Origin of the sequence: Hominibacterium faecale (assembly GCF_020734085.1) — a bacterium.
Lineage (GTDB): Bacteria > Bacillota > Clostridia > Peptostreptococcales > Anaerovoracaceae > Hominibacterium > Hominibacterium faecale.
In genome coordinates this window covers 96,408-116,460 of sequence record NZ_JAJAGH010000006.1, presented here as the reverse complement: position 1 = coordinate 116,460, position 20,053 = coordinate 96,408, and the positions used below count along the sequence as shown (strand labels likewise).

17 protein-coding genes are annotated in these 20,053 nt (G+C 45.7%); 12 read left to right on the top strand and 5 right to left on the bottom strand.

Annotated elements, in window-relative coordinates:
* The first annotated feature begins 13 nt into the window (after nt 1-13).
* The 4 genes from LG211_RS08385 to LG211_RS08370 all read left to right on the top strand — a co-directional run bounded on the left by LG211_RS08385 (nt 14) and on the right by LG211_RS08370 (nt 10,552).
* A complete protein-coding gene (locus tag LG211_RS08385; protein WP_002304391.1) occupies nt 14-8,344 on the top strand; it encodes an LPD11 domain-containing protein in 8,331 nt (2,776 codons plus the stop codon).
* Entirely contained in the window at nt 8,344-8,676 is a 333-nt protein-coding gene (locus LG211_RS08380) for a plasmid mobilization protein (protein ID WP_002578947.1), read from the top strand. The genes LG211_RS08385 and LG211_RS08380 overlap by 1 nt, the downstream gene beginning before the upstream one ends.
* 116 nt (nt 8,677-8,792) lie before the next feature.
* A complete protein-coding gene (locus tag LG211_RS08375) occupies nt 8,793-9,077 on the top strand; it encodes a hypothetical protein (protein WP_002578946.1) in 285 nt (94 codons plus the stop codon).
* A gap of 62 nt (nt 9,078-9,139) precedes the next feature.
* Nucleotides 9,140-10,552 carry a relaxase/mobilization nuclease domain-containing protein gene (locus LG211_RS08370; protein WP_002578945.1) on the top strand — a complete coding sequence of 471 codons (1,413 nt, stop codon included), beginning with the start codon at nt 9,140-9,142 and terminating at the stop codon, nt 10,550-10,552.
* A 301-nt stretch (nt 10,553-10,853) separates the two neighbouring features.
* On the opposite strand, the gene LG211_RS08365 is transcribed toward LG211_RS08370, so the two are convergent.
* From LG211_RS08365 to LG211_RS08355, 3 genes are all read right to left on the bottom strand, one after another.
* Nucleotides 10,854-11,117 (bottom strand): topoisomerase DNA-binding C4 zinc finger domain-containing protein, encoded by a 264-nt coding sequence (locus tag LG211_RS08365; RefSeq protein ID WP_118219135.1) that lies wholly within the window; start codon nt 11,115-11,117, stop codon nt 10,854-10,856.
* A 145-nt stretch (nt 11,118-11,262) separates the two neighbouring features.
* The gene (gene erm(B), locus LG211_RS08360) at nt 11,263-12,000 is read right to left on the bottom strand and encodes a 23S rRNA (adenine(2058)-N(6))-methyltransferase Erm(B) (RefSeq protein ID WP_118219131.1); all 738 of its coding nucleotides are present in this window, start codon (nt 11,998-12,000) and stop codon (nt 11,263-11,265) included.
* 18 nt (nt 12,001-12,018) lie between these two features.
* Nucleotides 12,019-12,651: an N-terminal phage integrase SAM-like domain-containing protein gene (locus LG211_RS08355; RefSeq protein WP_235844072.1), complete on the bottom strand. Its 633-nt coding sequence runs from the start codon at nt 12,649-12,651 to the stop codon at nt 12,019-12,021.
* A gap of 382 nt (nt 12,652-13,033) precedes the next feature.
* On the opposite strand from LG211_RS08355, the gene LG211_RS08350 reads away from it, so the two are divergent.
* Nucleotides 13,034-13,411: a helix-turn-helix domain-containing protein gene (locus LG211_RS08350; protein WP_002578940.1), complete on the top strand. Its 378-nt coding sequence runs from the start codon at nt 13,034-13,036 to the stop codon at nt 13,409-13,411.
* Between the two features lie 162 nt (nt 13,412-13,573).
* Here the strand turns inward: LG211_RS08350 and LG211_RS08345 are convergent, their stop codons facing one another.
* Nucleotides 13,574-14,128: an ImmA/IrrE family metallo-endopeptidase gene (locus LG211_RS08345; RefSeq protein ID WP_002304410.1), complete on the bottom strand. Its 555-nt coding sequence runs from the start codon at nt 14,126-14,128 to the stop codon at nt 13,574-13,576.
* A gap of 51 nt (nt 14,129-14,179) precedes the next feature.
* A complete protein-coding gene (locus tag LG211_RS08340) occupies nt 14,180-14,629 on the bottom strand; it encodes a helix-turn-helix domain-containing protein (protein WP_002304411.1) in 450 nt (149 codons plus the stop codon).
* 286 nt (nt 14,630-14,915) lie between these two features.
* On the opposite strand from LG211_RS08340, the gene LG211_RS08335 reads away from it, so the two are divergent.
* The 7 genes from LG211_RS08335 to LG211_RS08305 all read left to right on the top strand — a co-directional run bounded on the left by LG211_RS08335 (nt 14,916) and on the right by LG211_RS08305 (nt 19,722).
* Nucleotides 14,916-15,479, top strand: a complete 564-nt coding sequence (locus LG211_RS08335) for a hypothetical protein (protein WP_002304412.1) — start codon at nt 14,916-14,918, stop codon at nt 15,477-15,479.
* 262 nt (nt 15,480-15,741) lie between these two features.
* Complete coding sequence (locus LG211_RS08330; protein WP_002304413.1) at nt 15,742-16,047, top strand: helix-turn-helix transcriptional regulator; 306 nt, start codon at nt 15,742-15,744, stop codon at nt 16,045-16,047.
* A 514-nt stretch (nt 16,048-16,561) separates the two neighbouring features.
* The gene (locus LG211_RS08325) at nt 16,562-16,969 is read left to right on the top strand and encodes a type II toxin-antitoxin system PemK/MazF family toxin (protein ID WP_002578938.1); all 408 of its coding nucleotides are present in this window, start codon (nt 16,562-16,564) and stop codon (nt 16,967-16,969) included.
* A 6-nt stretch (nt 16,970-16,975) separates the two neighbouring features.
* Complete coding sequence (locus tag LG211_RS08320; protein WP_002304418.1) at nt 16,976-17,212, top strand: helix-turn-helix domain-containing protein; 237 nt, start codon at nt 16,976-16,978, stop codon at nt 17,210-17,212.
* Nucleotides 17,213-17,329: 117 nt separating this feature from the next.
* Nucleotides 17,330-17,953: a helix-turn-helix domain-containing protein gene (locus tag LG211_RS08315; protein WP_002304420.1), complete on the top strand. Its 624-nt coding sequence runs from the start codon at nt 17,330-17,332 to the stop codon at nt 17,951-17,953.
* Between the two features lie 4 nt (nt 17,954-17,957).
* Nucleotides 17,958-19,331: a site-specific integrase gene (locus LG211_RS08310; protein WP_002304423.1), complete on the top strand. Its 1,374-nt coding sequence runs from the start codon at nt 17,958-17,960 to the stop codon at nt 19,329-19,331.
* An 85-nt stretch (nt 19,332-19,416) separates the two neighbouring features.
* The gene (locus LG211_RS08305; RefSeq protein ID WP_002304425.1) at nt 19,417-19,722 is read left to right on the top strand and encodes a hypothetical protein; all 306 of its coding nucleotides are present in this window, start codon (nt 19,417-19,419) and stop codon (nt 19,720-19,722) included.
* The last annotated feature ends 331 nt before the right edge of the window (nt 19,723-20,053 follow it).

The following is a 20,053-nucleotide window of genomic DNA, read 5'->3' as shown; positions in this document are numbered from 1 at the left end:
TTGGAGGGATACAATGAACGCAAAAGAGCGATTTTATTCCGGATTAGCAAAAGAAACGATTGGGAAAATCACCTCGAACACAGATAACTGGACTTCGTTTTTGAGAACGATGTCCCGCAACTATGAGTTCACCTATCCGGAACAGGTGATGATTTATGCTCAGCGCCCCAATGCGACCTTTTGCAAGCCCTATGAGGACTGGAACGCTGAAAATTACCGCAGATATGTAAAGCGTGGCTCTACCGGCATTGCTCTGTTTGTGATGAACAGGGATAAACCGTATCTGCGCTATGTGTTTGATGTGGCGGATACCGGCGTTCGCCGTTCTTCCCCGGAACTGAAACCGTGGGAGGTGACGCCTGAAAACCGCTCCTATGTCATGGAAGCGATGGAGCGTACCTTCGGTGTTGCCGCTGACGGGGTACTGGAAGCACAGCTTGAAGATATTGCATCCGCACTGGCGGCTGAGTATTGGGACGATTACAAAAAGCAGTTCCTCGACATCGTTGCCAACAGCTTCCTTGAGGAGTATGATGAACTCAACATCGAAGTAGCTTTCAAAAATGCGGTGGCAAACAGCGTATCCTATACGATGTATTGCCGGTTCGTGGAAAGTCCCGACAACTACTTCGAGCATGAGGATTTCCAGAAGGTGTTTGATTTTAACACCAGACAGACGGTAAATGCCCTTGGTACTGCGGTGAATGCCATCAGCACAAGGATGTTTCAGGAAATCGAAAAAGCGATTGGAGAACATGAGCAGATTAAAGCTACCGAAAGGAGTACAGATTATGAGCGAGATGACTTACAGACAGGCCGGAGATTATCAGATTCCGAACCTTCAGTTGGAGAACGAGGGAGAGAAACCTCTGGGCAAGTACGGCAGGATGCGTCGAGCATTTTTGGAACAGAACAATCCGATGCTCCTGAACGACATGATTCTGACGGAGAGCCTGTTCCCGCACCTGTGGGAGATCGAGGAAACAGCGAAAGCCAGAGTGGAGTTTCTGATGGAGCAGTACCTGAAGGACAGCCCCGCACCGGACAAGGAAACGCAGCAGATGGCGTGGGTGCAGCACATGAACAGCCTGAAAGCACAGGCGGAGGAAGTCGTGATGACGGAGCTTATCAACAGCTGAGTCTGAACCTTTTCCTCTCCGAAAATGAACAAATCAGTTTTATCGACCGAGCAGAGAGCTTTACGCCCTCTGCTTTTTCTTTTGCCCAGGAAGAAATCGACCACTTCCTTCTGCTTGGTAGCAATACCGATGAAGCCCGAAAAGTCGTAGCGCTGGAATATATGAAGCAGAAGCCGTTGGAAGAAATCGTTCAGACCTTAAAGCAGGTCTATCACGGCGGCTATGGTCTGAAAGAAGATAGCGGGAATATCTGTGCGTGGTATGCCGAGGACGGTATCCACCTTGCCAAAGGTTCCTCTGCCATTGACAGCCCCAGAGCGCAGATCGTTTCTTGGGAAACGGTTGCCGAGCGCATTGGAGAACTGCTTGAAAATGGTCGGTTCGCAACTAATGTGGAACTGGTAGAAGCATCCGGATATGAGCGTCAGAAGTTGGCAGAATCCCTGTGGCATCTTTATCACGATTTGAGTGAAGAAGCCCGTTCCAGCAACTATCTGGCAATTCTTCATCAGGAACCGTTTCGTGGTTTCCCTGACGAAACCGCAGACTTGGCTGAAAAGTTGGATGACCCTCGTTTCCACGCAACCTTGGTACAGCAGTATTCGGAATTTAGAAAAACCCTTGCGGAAAATCCCGATCTGCTTCGTTTTCACTATCACAAGCTGAATCTCATTCAGAAACAGCTGTATGAGTTGAATATGCCTTTGCGTGAGTATCAGACCGATATGATGCAGATGCCCCTTGTCCGCCAGTTCATTACGGATGATGAAGTCAATGCAGACTTGACCCGTGGAAGCGGCTTTTCCGGTGGTAAAGCCCGTATTTATAACTACTGGCAGGAGAATCATTCTGCCAAGGAAAAGATGGACTTCCTGAAGCATGAATACGGAACCGGTGGTCATTCCCATGCCTGCTCTGGTGCAACGCACAGCGGTCAGGATCACGATGCCAAGGGTGTTGCTTACACCAAGAGCGGTTGCGATAAATTGCAGATGTCCTGGGCGCAGGTGGTGCAGAGAATCGACGGTCTGATACGAAAGGGACGCTACCTCAGCCCGGAGGAAGAAGCGGAACGACAGGCTATCGAAGAAGCTAAAACTGATCCGTTGGAAGATGTTTATGACCGTTTCGCAGTGATTGATACCGAGGATGGCGAGTATGCGATCTGGGATAATCAGACCGATGACTACTATGTAGACCCGGAAGGCGTTACGGAATACTTCACGGACGAATGGCTTGCCAATGACTATTTGGAGGAAGTTCGTCAGTCCGTAGCTGCGATGGAGTCGGTTCAGCCAGAAGCGCCTGTGGCAGAGCCTGCCGAAGTTGTGGAAGCATCTGCTTCCGAGGAACCGAAATGGAATTATCAGGTCGGTGACACGGTATATCTGGACGATACAGCTTTCCGTGTGGAGCAGATCACGGACAGAGAAGTTCAGCTGCGTGACCCTACGCTTGCTTATCCCATCTTCCGTGCCGAGAATCGTGAGAATTTCGAGCGTATGCTCTCTCAGGACGAAAGAAACCATGCGGTAAGGGTTGATGCCCAAACCGAAGAAAAGCCCGTTACAGAGGATTTTCTGGGCAAAACCGAACCGAGGGACTACACCCCTGAGTATCAGCTGTTAGACCGTCTGCGTATGGACTGCGAATACTTCCTTGGTGCAGGACAGCACAGCGAAAAGCATCTGTGGGCAGGCAACCGCCATGCACAGATTGCCAAGATGCGTGAGCTGTATGAAATGATTCCCGACAAACCAGAATGGCTGACACCTGAGATGATTAACAGCTACGAGGAGCGCATGGCTCCCCGCTATCTGGTTGCCGCCTACCATCACTTTGAAAACGGCTTCGATGATAAACTGGACTACTACACTCTGGAAGAAGCGGAAAAAGCTGCCCAGGGCTATGTGGACGGAACCATGGAGGATGACGGATTCAAGTACGATGGTGCTGCCGTTTACGATCAGCAGGAGCATAAGTGCATCCGTATCTATGGGGACTACCCTGACGAAAAGGCACACGCACAGGTCAGAGCCAGTGCGGAACCCGAACAGCAGGAACCGGAACACTTCATCGATCATTTTTATGTTGCCGAGGACATTCAGAAGCGGGGTGCGCTGGACATCAAGGAATACAGTTCCTTTGATGATGCCCTGCGAGCCTACTATGCACTTCCTGACACGCAGAGAAAAGCCCTGGGTGCAATGAATACCAGAGATCTGCCGGGTAGTCTGGACTTCGTACAGTGCGTAGATGGAAAGGACACCATCATTCAGGATTATGCCCAGGTGGACGGATGGCAGAATGCCGAAGTCATGGACATTATCGCTCAGCTTGAGCAGTCCATCACCACCAGAGAAATCCCACCTGTTCCTGCGGTGAACTTCCACATCACGGATGACAACATCGGTGAAGGTGGACCGAAGCAGAAATTCGCAAGAAACATCGCAGCCATTGAAACTCTGTTCAAACTGGAAAGCGAGAACAGGAACGCCACTACCGAAGAACAGGAGATTTTGTCGAATTATGTCGGTTGGGGCGGTCTGGCAGATGCCTTTGACCCGGACAAGGGAAATTGGGCGAAGGAGTATCAGACACTGAAAAACCTGCTTTCCGAAGATGAATATGCTGCGGCAAGAGCTTCCACCCTGAACGCACATTACACCAGCCCTACGGTCATTCGCTCCATCTACGATGCGGTCGGACAGATGGGCTTTGAAACAGGAAATATTCTGGAGCCTGCTATGGGTATCGGCAACTTCTTTGGTATGCTCCCTCCTGAAATGCAGAGCAGCCGTTTGTATGGTGTGGAACTGGATTCCATCACCGGCAGAATTGCTCAGAAGCTCTATCCCAACGCAGAAATCAAAGTAGCCGGTTTTGAAACGACAGACCGCCGAGACTTTTACGATCTGGCTGTGGGTAATGTCCCTTTCGGCAACTACAAAGTGTCCGACAAGCCGTATGACAAGCTGGGATTCTCCATTCACAACTATTTCTTTGCCAAGGCTTTGGATCAGGTTCGTCCCGGTGGTGTGGTCGCTTTTGTGACAAGCCGTTACACCATGGATTCCAAGAACTCTGACGCAAGGCGATATATGGCGCAGAGGGCGGAACTGCTTGGTGCAATCCGTCTGCCAAACGATGCCTTTAAGAAAAACGCAGGCACGGAAGTCGTGTCCGACATCCTGTTCCTGCAAAAGCGTGACCATCCGATTGACATTGTACCGGAATGGGTAAACCTTGACCGCACCGAAGAAGGACACACCATGAACAGCTACTTTGTCGCTCATCCTGAAATGGTTCTGGGCGATACGGTGGAAGAAAGTACCGCCTACGGCATGGACATTACAGTGCGTCCCATTGAGGGCATGGAACTGTCCGAACTTCTGAAAGAAGCAGTTTCCCACATCCAAGGAACCTATCAGGCTGTGGAGCTTCCCGAAGCTGACAAGGGTAAGGAAATCGAAACCATTCCTGCAACCCCGGATGTAAAGAATTTCTCTTATACCGTGGTGGATGGCAATGTGTACTTCCGTGAAAACTCCCTGATGCGCCGTGTAGACCTGAATGAGAAAGCAAAAGACCGTGTGATGGGCATGGTGGAACTTCGTGGTATCGTCAACGAGCTGATCGAATATCAGCTTGAGGATTACCCGGATGAAATGATTACTCAGAAACAGGCAGAACTGAATGATGCCTACGATGCGTTTGCCGCAAAGAACGGGCTTATCAATAATCGAGCCAATGGTCAGGCATTTGCTGACGATTCCTCCTACTATCTCCTGTGTTCTCTGGAAAATGTGGATGAGGACGGCAATCTGAAAAGCAAGGCGGATATGTTCACCAAGCGAACCATCAAGCCGGAACGCAGAGTGACGAGCGTGGATACGCCGTCCGAAGCTCTGGCAATCTCTATCGGTGAGCGTGGCAAGGTGGATTTGCCGTTTATGGCACAGCTGCTTGGAACACCTGGAGAATACGATGCGATTCAGGCAGAGCTTCGAGGGGTGATCTTCAAAGACCCGATGGCTCCCGATGCTGTGGAAGTTGGATGGCAGACTGCCGATGATTACCTTTCCGGTGATGTAAGAAGCAAGCTGCGTGTCGCACAGATGGCGGCAGACAGGGATTCTTCCTTCCACATCAATGTGGAAGCCTTGCAGAAAGCACAGCCGAAGGACTTGGATGCGTCCGAGATTGATGTGCGTTTGGGTGCAACATGGATTGATGCCGATTATATTCAGCAGTTCATGGAGGAAACCTTTGAAACGCCGTATTACTTGCGCCGTTCCATTGAGGTCAAGTTCTCCGAGCTGACCGCAGAGTGGCGCATCAACGGTAAGAGTTCTCCCAACTACAACGATGTGGCGGCGTATGTCACCTACGGTACAGAGCGAGCCAACGCATATCGGATTCTGGAGGAAACGCTGAATCTGAAGGATATTCGTATCTATGATACGATTGAAGATGCAGATGGTAAGCAGAAGCGTGTCCTCAATAAAAAAGAAACTACCCTGGCACAGCAGAAACAGCAGGCAATCAAGGATGCGTTCCGAGATTGGATTTGGAGAGATCCGCACAGACGAGAAACCCTTTCCACCAAGTACAACGAACTTTTTAACTCCACCAGACCTCGTGAGTATGATGGCTCTCATATCCGTTTCGGCGGCATGAACCCGGATATTACCCTCCGTGAACACCAGAGAAATGCTATCGCTCATGTGCTATATGGTGGAAATACGCTGCTTGCACACGAAGTTGGTGCGGGCAAGACCTTCGAGATGGCTGCATCGGCTATGGAGAGTAAACGGCTTGGATTGAGCCAGAAATCCCTGTTCGTTGTGCCGAATCACTTGACCTTACAGTGGGCAAACGAGTTCCTGCACCTCTATCCGAGTGCCAAGCTCCTTGTTGCCACCAAGAAGGATTTTGAAACAGCAAACCGTAAGAAGTTCTGCGCTCGTATCGCAACGGGTGACTATGATGCAGTCATCATCGGTCACAGCCAGTTTGAAAAAATCCCGCTTTCTGCCGAACGACAGGAACGGCAGCTGCGGGAGCAGATTGATGAGATCGAGGGTGCGATTGCGGAGCTGAAATGGCAGCGTGGCGAAAACTTCACGATCAAGCAGATGGAGAAAACACGAAAATCATTGGAAGCCAGACTGGACAAGCTCCTTGCCGCTGACAAGAAAGATGATGTCATTACCTTTGAGCAGTTGGGTGTAGACCGGCTGTTTGTGGACGAAAGCCATGCGTTCAAGAATTTGTTCCTCTACACAAAAATGCGAAATGTGGCAGGTCTGTCCACCTCCGAAGCCCAGAAATCTTCGGATATGTTTATGAAGTGCCGCTATATGGATGAGCTGACCGGCGGGCGTGGTGTGATCTTTGCAACCGGTACTCCAGTAAGTAACTCGATGACCGAGCTTTATACGGTCATGCGCTATCTCCAGTACAGTACGCTCCAGCAAAAGAACCTGACCCATTTTGATTCCTGGGCATCGACCTTCGGAGAAACAACAACTGCGATTGAGCTTGCACCGGAGGGAACCGGCTATCGTGCCAGAACCCGATTTGCGAAGTTCTTCAACCTGCCTGAACTGATGAATATGTTCAAGGAGGTTGCCGACATCAAGACCTCTGACCAGTTGCATCTCCCTGTTCCCGAAGCAAAGTTTGAAACGGTTGTGGTTCAGCCCTCTGAGTACCAGAAGGATATGGTGGCTTCCCTTTCAGAGAGAGCAGCAGATGTTCATGCCGGTATTGTAGACCCGTCCGTCGATAATATGCTCAAGATTACCAGCGACGGACGAAAATTGGGACTGGATCAGCGGCTAATGAACACCCTGTTACCCGATGACCCTGACAGCAAGCTCAATGCCTGCGTGGGAAATATCCTGCGTATCTGGCAGGACGGTCAGGCTGACAAATTGACCCAGTTGGTGTTCTGCGACCTTAGCACACCGAAAAATGATGGAACCTTCAATGTCTATGATGATGTCAAAACCAAGCTGATTGCAAACGGTGTGCCTGCGGAAGAAGTTGCCTTTATCCATGATGCAGATACCGAGGCAAAGAAAAAAGACCTCTTTGCCAAGGTTCGTACCGGGCAGGTGCGAGTGCTTCTTGGCAGTACGCAAAAGATGGGTGCAGGAACCAACGTCCAGGACAAATTGGTGGCAGTTCACCACTTGGATGTGGGTTGGCGTCCGTCTGATATGACCCAGAGAAACGGTCGTATCATCCGTCAGGGCAACCGGAACAAAGAGGTTCAGGTGTATCAGTATGTGACCGAGGGAACCTTCGATGCCTACCTGTATCAGACCTTGGAAAACAAGCAGAAGTTTATTTCTCAGATTATGACCTCCAAATCACCGGTTCGCTCCTGTGACGATGTGGATGAGCAGGCGCTGTCCTATGCGGAGATCAAGGCGCTGTGTGCCGGCAATCCGCTTATCAAGGAAAAGATGGACTTGGACATTGATGTGGCAAGGCTGAAGGTGCTGAAAGCTGACCACCAGAGCCAGCAGTACCGTATGGAAGATAAGCTTCTGAAATACTTCCCGGCTGAGATTGAAAAGCAGACAGGCTATATTCATGGCTTTGAAGCTGATATTAAAACCGTGGAAGCACACCCGCAGATTGCCGATGGCTTTTGCGGCATGGAAATCATGGGCAAAGCCTACACCGAAAAGGCAGATGCCGGTGAAATCCTCCTTGCGGCTTGTAAGGACACGAAAAGTGCCGATCCGGTTCCTCTTGGCAGTTACCGTGGCTTTCAGATGGAGCTTTCGTTTGACAGTTTCCGGAACGAGTTCGATGTGACCCTGAAGGGCGCTGTGAGCCACAGAGTAGCCCTTGGAACGGACGCACGAGGAAATATCACCCGACTGGACAATGCCCTTGCAGGCATCCTTGAGCGCTTAGAACGAGCCAATGAGCAGTTGAATAATCTCTACAATCAGCAGGAAGCAGCCAAGGCGGAGGTTGGAAAACCGTTCCCGCAGGAAGCAGAGCTGACAGCCAAAAGTCAGCGACTGGCAGAACTGGATGCAGCCCTGAATATGGAGGACTCTGTGGAAAATCGTGACGAAAGAAGCGAGTCAGAGCGTCCTTCTGTGTTGGCTGATCTGAAATCCAAAGCGGAGCATATCCCGCCTGCAAAATACTCTGAAACCCGTGAGGAGGTGTTGTAATGGCAAAGCGAGATCAGGATGTTCATTTCCTTGCATCCAAGGAGGAGGTCGAGCGAATCCATGAGAAGATGGACGAGCTTGGCATCCGCAGCATGGGAGCCTATCTGCGGAAAATGGCTCTGGATGGTTACTGTATCAGACTGGATTTGCAGGATGTGAAAGCCCTGGTTTCGCTCCTGCGAATCTGCTCCAACAACCTGAACCAGTACGCAAAGCGAGCGAACGAAACAGGCAGCATCTATCGTGCTGACATTGAGGATTTGCAAAAACGGCTGGAGGAGATCTGGACGGACATGAGAGAAGTTCTTGTTCGCCTGTCCTCAATCCAGTAATCCGACAACTTGTTGGGAAGTCGCAGTTTCGGCTGCGGCTTTTACATAAGGGTTGACATCATTGCGTTATGGCAGATACCCTTGTACAATATAATTAAAAGAAAGGGGTTGAGCCTATGAAGCTGGTATTGAAGATATTGGCACTGCCGGTGCTGTTCGTTGTAAAAGTGATTTGCATTCTTGGAAATCTGCTTACAAATGTTGTGTCCTATGTAATTGGTTTATTGCTCTTGGTCATTGGCGGATCTGCGATTTACTGCATTGTAAAGGCTTTGTGGCAGTCCCTGCTTATTCTTGTGGTTCTTGGAATTGCGACAATAGCAGCGGTGTTCTTGCTCGTCTGGGCTGTTATGAAAGTCGAGAATATTGGAGAAAGTCTGGGAGCATTTATCAGGTCATAAGATAATATCAGAGAAAAGTCACCGACCGGTGGCTTTTTCTTTTTGGGAAGGAAGTGATGGGAATGGCAGCGACAAGATTGATTGCACTCCATGTGAATAAGGGAAAGACGGTCGCTCAATGTTTGGCAGACAGAACCGACTACTCACAAAATGCCGCAAAAACCAATGATGGCGAATTTATCAGTTCCTATGAGTGTGATCCAAAGACAGCAGATGAGGAATTTCTGCTTTCCAAACGGCAGTATCAGCATATTACCGGCAGACAGCAGAAGAACAATATCATCGCATACCAGATACGCCAGTCCTTTAAGCCGGGAGAAATCACCCCGGAAGAAGCGAACCAAGTCGGCTATGAAACAGCGATGCGATGGACAAAGGGAAAACACGCTTTCATCGTTGCGACCCACATCGACAAATCCCACATTCACAATCATATCATTTATAATTCGACCTCGCTGGATGCCACACGGAAATTCAAAAACTTCTTTCTTTCCGGTCTGGCGGTGCAAAGACTCAGTGATATGGTTTGCCTGGAACACGGGCTGTCCATTATTACACCGAAGCCGTATCGGGAGCGCCAGAAAAGAACTGTTTATCCCAAGAAGCGTACCCAGCGTGACGAATTATGTGATGCGATTGATGCGGTGCTGAAGCAGAAACCAAAGAGCTTTGATGGCTTTGTTCAGGCTCTGGCTGACATGGGATTTGAGTTCAAGGATGGAAAGCAGCCTGCGTTCAAGGGCGAGAATCAGAAGCGTTTCATTCGGCTGCGTTCCCTGGGCGAAGGATATAGCAAAGAGGAAATTCAAGCGGTTATCTCCGGCAAGAACCTGCACAAATCAAAAGGCGGCTCTGCCAAGGCTCCTGCCCCGAAGCAGTTCCAGATGCTGATTGATATTCAGGCAAAGATGGCCGAGGGCAAGACGGTCGGTTATGAAAAGTGGGCGAAGAAGTTCAACCGAAAAGAAGCTGCCCGAACGGTAATCCTACTGAAAGAAAAAGGCTTGGGCAACTACGACGATCTGACTGCTCATATTGAAAATCTGTCTGCCCGGTTCGATGCGCTTTCTGATTCTATCAAGGTCGCAGAGAAACGTATGGTTGAGGTTCAGGCGTTGCAGCAGCACATCAAAAATTATCGCAACACAAGGCAAATTTATATCGAGTACCGCAAGTCTGGATATAGCAAAAAATTCTTTGAAGAACACCGTCAGGAAATCACAATTCATAAAGCGGCGAAGCAAGCCTTTGATGAATTGCAGATTACAAAGCTCCCGTCCATGCAATCATTGTATGAGGAGTTTCATCAGCTGGCAGTCCAGAAAAAGCAGGACTACGCTGAGTACCGTCAGATCAGAAAAGAGAAAGAAGAACTGCTGATTGCCAAACGGACGGTTGAAACGATTTTGAATATCGACAGGCAGAAAGAGCAGGAAAAAGAGAAAGAGAAAGAGGAAAAGAAGAACTTCCGTTAAAGCAAAAAGCCACGGTCTGCACTCCCCAAAGGGTGCGGATCGTGGCTGCTTTTTTGCTTTTCGATTTCGGTGCTTTCAACCATGGGCAAATTTTTATTCTACTGTTCTTTGAGAAACGATTGAAAATCGTGTAGCCATCATCGGCAGATGATGTTCAAAGGGGATTGGGGATGCTTCCCCAACAAGCAAATTTGCGAAGATTGCACCGAAGGGAAAATCGAGAAAATGAGTGAACCTGTACAGGTTTACACTGCTTGCCAATTTGTGAGATTATGAATTTAGTATCGAGAATAGGGTACACCTAAATTTTGCAATGCTGCAACCCTATCATCGTTGCATGGATGAGTTGAGTATCTTTCGTTTTGATTCCTTTTACCAGGGTTTCTTTTCCCTCTAGTAATTCTTTTACATTTGTTTTGGTGAGTTTTTTCTTTCTAAAATGTTCAGCTAAAGTGAAGGTACATTCAGGATAATTTGAACAACCATAAAACGATTTTTTTAATACAATATTGTTGCCACACTTAGGACATTTTCCTACAAGGGGTCCCGAGCGCTTAGTGGGAATTTGTACCCCTTATCGATACAAATTCCCCGTAGGCGCTAGGGACCTCTTTAGCTCCTTGGAAGCTGTCAGTAGTATACCTAATAATTTATCTACATTCCCTTTAGTAACGTGTAACTTTCCAAATTTACAAAAGCGACTCATAGAATTATTTCCTCCCGTTAAATGATAGATAACTATTAAAAATAGACAATACTTGCTCATAAGTAACGGTACTTAAATTGTTTACTTTGGCGTGTTTCATTGCTTGATGAAACTGATTTTTAGTAAACAGTTGACGATATTCTCGATTGACCCATTTTGAAACAAAGTACGTATATAGCTTCCAATATTTATCTGGAACATCTGTGGTATGGCGGGTAAGTTTTATTAAGACACTGTTTACTTTTGGTTTAGGATGAAAGCATTCCGCTGGCAGCTTAAGCAATTGCTGAATCGAGACTTGAGTGTGCAAGAGCAACCCTAGTGTTCGGTGAATATCCAAGGTACGCTTGTAGAATCCTTCTTCAACAATCAGATAGATGTCAGACGCATGGCTTTCAAAAACCACTTTTTTAATAATTTGTGTGCTTAAATGGTAAGGAATACTCCCAACAATTTTATACCTCTGTTTGTTAGGGAATTGAAACTGTAGAATATCTTGGTGAATTAAAGTGACACGAGTATTCAGTTTTAATTTTTCTGACGATAAGTTGAATAGATGACTGTCTAATTCAATAGACGTTACCTGTTTACTTATTTTAGCCAGTTTCGTCGTTAAATGCCCTTTACCTGTTCCAATTTCGTAAACGGTATCGGTTTCTTTTAAATTCAATTGTTTTATTATTTGGTTGAGTACTTTTTCACTCGTTAAAAAGTTTTGAGAATATTTTATATTTTTGTTCATGTAATCACTCCTTCTTAATTACAAATTTTTAGCATCTACTAATATACCAATATTGCAGGAATCAAGATTAGAATACAAGTATTGGCATAATTTTTCCTGTTCAGCACGACTCAAAACTCTCATTTCCTTCGTTTGACGTTTTATCTGTATAGATCGTGCGTCACAAGAAATGGCTTTCCCGTTTCGGGTGGCAAATTGTAAGACATTTCGAATTAGAGATAAAATATCTGAAACAGTTTTAGAGGAAAGTCCATTCTCCTTTAATCCACCAGAAACAAGGAAAAAATTACACTGCGTTTCAATAAACTCGTGTGTTATATCACGCAATTGTTTGCTTCCGAACACAGGAAGTATATACGAGCTGAGAAGATTCCTATATTTGTTGCTTGTAGATTCCTTCACTTTAGGACATATAGCTTGAAACCATTCCATAGCAACCTGTTCAAATTGATCTGAGCTAATTTCTGGATCGACAGTGACAGAATTACTCGTGCACGAACTTTGACTGATAAGTTTTGCCTTGACTTCTCGATATGACTTTGCATAAACATAACCGTAATTGGCTTTGCCTGTAGAAGATCGGGACTTAATGTATCTTCCTTCCCATCTGCCGTCTTTCCTTTTGTAAATATTTTCTCCTTTTCGTGCCATAAGGTACACCTCCTTCAATATGACTATAATTCTGACGGCAAATTGTGACTTTGGAACTTTCTAAGATGGATTTTTGTGCAAAACCTCGTGTTTTATGTCCCTAACATATTGACAAACAGTGCGACAATTTGTAAAATAAAGATATAAACTAAAAAAAACAGAGAAGAATGCGATTCGTGGAGTAATGTACTCTACGAATTTTTTATTTTAAAGAACCTCAAGATAGCTCATATTGTCGTCTTGGGGTTCTTTTCATTCTATCATTTAATGCAATCTGCCTATAAAATTTTATCATATTGCATTTATAAATGCAACTTGCACCCGATGTTGGTTGTTGAGATTTTTGGTACATTTTATAATGTATAGCAGAATCATACACAGCATGGAGGTGATTGAAACGCAACCGGAAATTGATTACGTTAAGATTGGTCAGCGCATTAGAGCTGCCCGACTGGAAAAGGGTTATAGTCAGGCTGATTTGGGTGCGTTGGTTGGTTGCTCGAACAATCATATGAGCCATGTTGAAGTTGGACAGACGAAAGTTTCTTTGGCAATGCTTCTAAAACTGGCATTCGTCTTGGAAAAGAACTTTGACTATTTTTTACTGGATACCCCATATGCAAAATGCGACAGCATCATTGATAATGAGATTGCTGCAAAACTGAAAAAGTGTAATGTAACAACATTGATAACCGTAGGAAAGTTGATTGATGTCTTGATTGACCAGCAAGAGATGATAAAAAAAGCGGAGCTTGATTGATATAATGAAAAAGAAGCCCATTGACGGTACAGAGTGAACTGCTATGGGGTTCTTTTTTGCAGCACAATATACTGATTCTTTAAGAAGCAAAAAGTCCACCAGTCATGATGCACTACGCATCGTACTGGTGGACTTTTTCTGTAAAGATATAAAAATAGATATTCATATATCGCCATAACCAATGTCGTTATCGTAGGCATGAAGATCTTCTTTCAGGAAATCTGCTTTACGAATATACATCGAATTTACCAGCTCTCCTTTTTCGTGGAGCAGGCTGAATTTGTAGTCTAATAATGCTGCCGGTACATAGAGCATTTTAGCCGTTTCAAAAAATGTGTGTTCCGAAAGGCATTCCAGGACTTTCCCATCTTCTAACAGAAGCTCCGCCGCAAAGAAGTTTGCTTCATTTTCTTCGATTGATCTATCATCAAAAACTTCCATTTCTTGAAAGCCGTGCATCATAGCGATTTTTGTATGCAGGACAGCGTGTCCTAATTCATGTGCGACTAATATACGCTCCAGGATACCGTTCACATTGTGATCTATCACGATATTCTTTTGTCTGGACTGGTAATAGAAGAAGCCCTTCAATTTCTTCTGTAAATCGTAATAGTGGATTTTGATACCTAACAGCTGACATAGCTCGTAAGGGTCTCTGGTGTGATATTTTCGCACAAGCTTATCGACAGTTTCAATGATATGCTCTGCCGTTTTCATTTGCTTCACCTCCGAATCGCACACAGAAAACATATTCTGTGCTTGAGGATTTTACTCTTTATCTTTATGCTTTCTGTATTTCTTCGGAGTGTACTTTTCCCGTGCTGTTTTCTTAGAGTCCATATAAACTGACATAATCGCCTGGAAGAATACATCTTTTGCGTCCTCGTCCAATTCTCCACCGGCAAACAGAGAATTTACACGACCCAACACTTCCTGAGCTTCTTTTGCTCCTTTTGAACCGAAGTTTTCCTTTGCCTCTAAAATAAACATATCCTGATCTATATGGCTCTGGCTATCCGTTTCAGATTCGTCCAAAAGATAGGACACAGAGATATGCAGTGCTTCAGCAAGTTTTCTGATGTTGCTTTTTCTGGGGAGTGTTCCGAGCTGCTCATAGGTGTAAAGGGATCTTTCGGAAATGCCGGTCATCTGGGCAAGCTCCGTTTGAGATAGGTTCATAGCCAAACGAGCTTCTTTAATTTTTTCTCCAAATGTCATGGTAGTATCCTTCCTTTCAAAAAATATTTATTCGTAACTTCCGATTATTTGTTGACAAACTTCTGGAAAATGCTATAATAAGAATCATAACAGAAGTTTTAATTCCACTTAATTATATATCGGAACTTTTATAAAGTCAAGAACTTCCGATTTCACTTCTGTTATTTTAATCAAATATCGGAAGTTATAGTCATTCTTGTCCCATGGTATTTGTTTCCCTTTAGCCAAGTGACAGGAGTTAGAAAGGAATTCTTATTTTATGGATTAGGCTGAAAGGAGATTCTGAATGAGCAGATATAATACACAGGTATTAAGCAGTATTCGAATGCTTTGCCGGATGCAGAACATTGACGAGAAGGTTCTGTATGAAAGAGCAAAGCTGATTTTATCCATATATCGAGAGGTGTGCTGGTCTACCATTGATCGTGCGAATGATGTATGTGATACCCTTATTTGTACTTACGGTGACAGCTTAGATGGTGCATTGATTTATCTGGAGAACTTTGCTCCGGATGAAGCGAGAGAACGATTTGAAGAACGCATTCGCAGCTTATTTGAGACAAAGTGGATCATTGAACTGGTAGATATGGCTATGTTGAAAATCAGAGAATATCCAGATAAAGGCGCTCTGTACTGTGAGATTATCTCAAAGGCATATCTCAACCGCTTCAAGTACAGGGAATCAGAAATGCTGGAGGTTTTGAATATGGAACGCAGCACCTACTATGACCGAAAGAAAGAAGCGATACTGTTATTTGGTCTGTCACTTTGGGGAACAGCCATTCCTAAATTGAAAGATTTCCTGGAAAGTGCCCGGGAGGAAGAAGCATTGTGTTATTGTGAATGCTAAGACAGGATTTTAGTCCGACTAAAATCCGATGAAAATACGACGGTTCCCCTACTGAAAGTCCGACTTGTCCAGTGTTAAAATGGCTATGCTGGGAGATAGCGGCATAAAATTGAATAGAGAGAGTTACGCCTCGTGCCTGTAATGGGTACGGGGCTTTTTTTATACCTGCCTATTTTCCCCCATAATTAACACAAAGGCATGAACGAGAGCTTGGAGTAATTTACTCCGGCTCTTTTTTTATGCCTGCAAGGAGGACAGGCAGATGGCAAAGGGTATTGAGAATCGGGCACGATCTCCTCCCGCTGTTTTTGATTTTGCAACTTCACAAATTCAAAAACACGGAGGAACGAAAATGTATTACGACTTGGTTGAAAGCGGAAAAAGAATTAAAGCCTTGAGAAAGGAACATGGGCTTACACAGGAACAGCTTGCGGAGCAGTTAGGTGTTGCCGCAAACACCATTGCACGAATTGAAACCGGCAACAGAGGTATCTCTATTGATTTGGCAATCGAACTGGTTGTGCGCTTTGAGACAACCCTTGATTACATATTTTTAGGTCGTGAATAACCTCAAAACTATACCTACGAGGCAATAAAAACTTGCATGAGGAACAGGTACAATTTAGATACAGCCAAAGAAAATCGGCTGCTTGATCCTTGAAAACTGAATACACAGTCATCGAATACGTTCCTGTTGCCGGTGCGAGAGCATCAGCCACATCAGCGGTACGCCGAGACGTATCGGATAGAGAAACAGAACGACTTTCTTCTATAAATTAAGCGCTTGTCTCTCTCCCGATGCCAGCGATCAATACTGGCTTGTAAATATTGGGTTGCTCCCAATACGGCCATGAAAGCAACAGGATTAAAGATACTTCTCTACGGAGCTGGCGGAGAACCCGGCAGAGGTTAGATTCCTATGGAACTGATTCGCAATCAGTCGTTCGGTGATTCCCTGAGGGCGTAAGCCCTCTTTCCCAGGGGTGCGTGGCAAATATGGGACACATAGACTTTTGGACTGACTGCCTGATTCCTTTCTGGCAGTCAGTTATTACATAGCCAACGAAAGGAGGTCATGGCACATGATGAAAGAAAATTGGGTATATTGCCGTGGTGATATTTATTGCGCCAAGCTGGACCCGGTAGTTGGGTCGGAACAAGGCGGCATCCGTCCGGTTATCGTCATTCAGAACGATACCGGTAATAAACACGCTCCCACATTGATTGTGGCAACGGTCACCACCAGAATCCATAAGAAAGCGAATATGCCGACGCACTTTGTTATTTACGACAATCCTGCATTCAAAGAAGCGTCCGTTGTTCAGCTGGAACAGATTCGTACCATTGATAAAAGCAGGATTGATAATTACTTAGGTAAGGTAACGCCCCGTGAAATGGTAGCGATTGAGAAAGCCTTATCTGTCAGCCTGGCAATGGAACAGCTGAAAAAGCGTTCCCCAAAACATAAAGCAAAGAGAGCGAAGGAGTGAACATAAATGTTTGAAGAAAGAATCGCTGCCATGAATCAGCGCACCGAAGAAGCGATGGCTGCTAACGCAGTTCAGTTTGATAAGAGAACCTATACGGTTGATGAGATTCAGGATATTCTGGGCATCAGCAGAACCAGCGCATACAACCTTGTGAAAAAGAAAGTTTTCCATAGCGTCCGCATCGGTGGCAGTATCAGAATCTCCAAAAAGAGTTTTGATGAGTGGTTGGATCATCAAATGTAAGATTTGTCAAGGGCGTCGTACAACCCGGCGACAAACTTCAAAACATATTGAGAGTTCGATAAAATGTAGCCATGACAAGAAACACATGGCTACATTTTTTACATAGGAGGTTGTACGATGGCGGAAATGAGAAAACGCACGAGTATGTCTGTTCTGGAAATGGGCAGGATGCTCGGTCTTGGTAAAACGGAGTCATACTGGCTCATTAAGAAGAATTACTTCAAAACCATTCTTGTCGGCAACACCATGAGGGTGATGATCGACAGCTTTGAAGAATGGTATGCCAATCAGTTCAAATACCAGAAGGTCGATGGAACCCCTCCCGGCGAGGAATTGAAGAAAACTACATATTCAATGGAGGAGCTTGGACAGCGCCTTGGGCTGAAAGAAGCGACTGCTTACGAACTGGTTGCCAAAGGGCATTTTGATGTGGTCGATGTCCTGGGCAAGCGCAGAGTGACAAAGGAGAGCTTTGAAAGATGGTATGCTTCTCAAACCGATTACCGCACGGTAGAGGATCAGGAACTGGATGCAGATATTATGGCATCCACCTACGGTCTGCCGGAAATGGCAAGAATGCTTGGGGTACATCGTCAGACCATTTACTATATCGTTGCCAATGAAGATTTTGAGCTTATCAAGGTTGGCAGGTATAAGCGAGCTACCAAAGAGAGCTTTGAAAAATGGTATCACAATCAGACCCGCTACCAGTTAGCGGAAGATAGACAGGAAAGGAGCTGATTACATGGCATCTATCGTTAAGAGAAAAAAGAAGTATTCTGTGGTTTATACATACACCGATGAGAACGGCAACAAGCGTCAGAAGTGGGAAACCTTTGAAACGAATGCCGAAGCAAAGAAAAGGAAGTTGCAGGTTGAATATGAGCAGGAGTCCGGAACCTTTATTCCCCCTTCTGCTAAAACCGTCAATGATCTTTTGGATGAGTATATGTCAATCTATGGTGTGAACACCTGGGCGATGTCTACCTATGAAAGCAGAAAGAGCCTGATTGCAAACTATATTCGTCCCCTCATCGGTGATATGAAGCTGGAGGATGTCACGCCGAGAATCATGGACAAGTATTACCGAGATTTGCTTTCTGTCAAAGCGGTTTCTTCTAAGTATGTAAAAGCCCGTACAGAATATCTGACTCCGCATACTGTCCGAGAGGTTCACAAGACATTGCGAAATGCTTTCAATCAAGCGGTCAAGTGGGAATTGATGACCAGAAACCCTGTGGAGCACGCTACGCTGCCGAAAGAAGAACACAAGACCAGGGATATCTGGACAGCAGAAGTGCTCCAGAAGGCTCTGGAAGCCTGTGACGATGATATTCTTCGTCTGGCTATTAACCTTGCCTTCTCCTGTTCCCTGCGAATGGGCGAGCTTCTGGGGCTTACCTGGGACTGTATTGACATTTCCCCCACCAGTATTGAACTTGGTCAGGCAAGCATCTTCGTTGAAAAGGAGTTGCAGAGAGTAAATCGTGAAGCGATGGCAGATCTGGACGGTAAGGACATCATGTTCAAGTTCCCACCGACCTTCGCCAGTACGCATACCGCATTGGTTCTCAAAACTCCTAAGACCAAAACAAGTGTCCGCAAGGTGTTCTTACCGAAAACCGTAGCGGAAATGTTGGTACAGCGAAAGGCTGACATCGAAGAACTGAAAGACCTTTTCGGTGACGAGTTCGTAGACTTCAATCTGGTTTTCTGTTCTTCCAATGGCAAGCCGATTGAGGGGCAGGTTATCAACCGTGCTTTCAATAAGCTGATTGAGGAGAAGGGACTGCCGAAAGTGGTTTTCCATAGTCTCCGACATTCCAGTATCACTTACAAGCTGAAGCTGAACGGCGGCGATATGAAATCCGTTCAAGGCGATTCCGGTCATGCACAGGTCAAGATGGTAGCGGATGTTTACTCCCATATCATCGACGATGACCGCAGACTGAACGCTGAAAGAATGGAAGCTGCGTTCTACTCAGGCAGACAGGCAACGCCTGAGCCGGTTCAACCAGCCGCAACGGAAAGCTCCGCTGATGATAAAGAACTTCTTCTGAAGCTTCTGCAAAATCCGGAAATGGCAGCACTCCTGAAGTCGCTGGCAAAAACATTATAGTAACTGCAAGGGCAGATCCTTTTACATAGCTACAATAGCTGTAAAAGGGTCTGCCCTTATTTTTTTGTTATGGAGGTCAACGAGTATGGATAGAATCTTTATGGACGAGTATTACGAGCATCTGAGAGCTGACAATATCGAGGCATTTTCCAAGGAAAGGAACGACGAATATGTTGGCAGAGCTGAGGAATACAAAGCAGCAAAGTCGGCATTGCTTGAAGGATTGGGACTTGAGCATTTGTTTGACCATAGCCATGAACTGACTCCGAAAGAGAAAGAAATATGGATGCTGTTCGATAGGGTTGATGTAGCAGAGCTTCTTGCAAGGGATGCTTTTGCCAAGGGTGCTTATATGCTCGGCGCTGAGGATAGAGAGATTATGCTGAAATAAAAAAAGACCTGCTTCGGCGGGTCTAAATTACATAGAATCATTGAGTCTGAAAAACCTTTGAAATTCTTAATAATTCTGGTTGAAAAATTCATTTTGAAATGATATATAAAACAGACTGAAATCTGTGTCTAAGGACACCCGCACCCTCACACGAGAATGAATAGGATTTCCTATCATTTCGCATCACGAGAAGTTACATAGTGACATTTACTTGCACTTGCAACGTCCACCAAAAATCGAAAGACTTGCTAATTTCGAGCCAATCGGACGGTGTAAAATCCCTCTGAATTAGCTATCACAGCGTAGTATCAGATGGGATTTGAAATGCTGA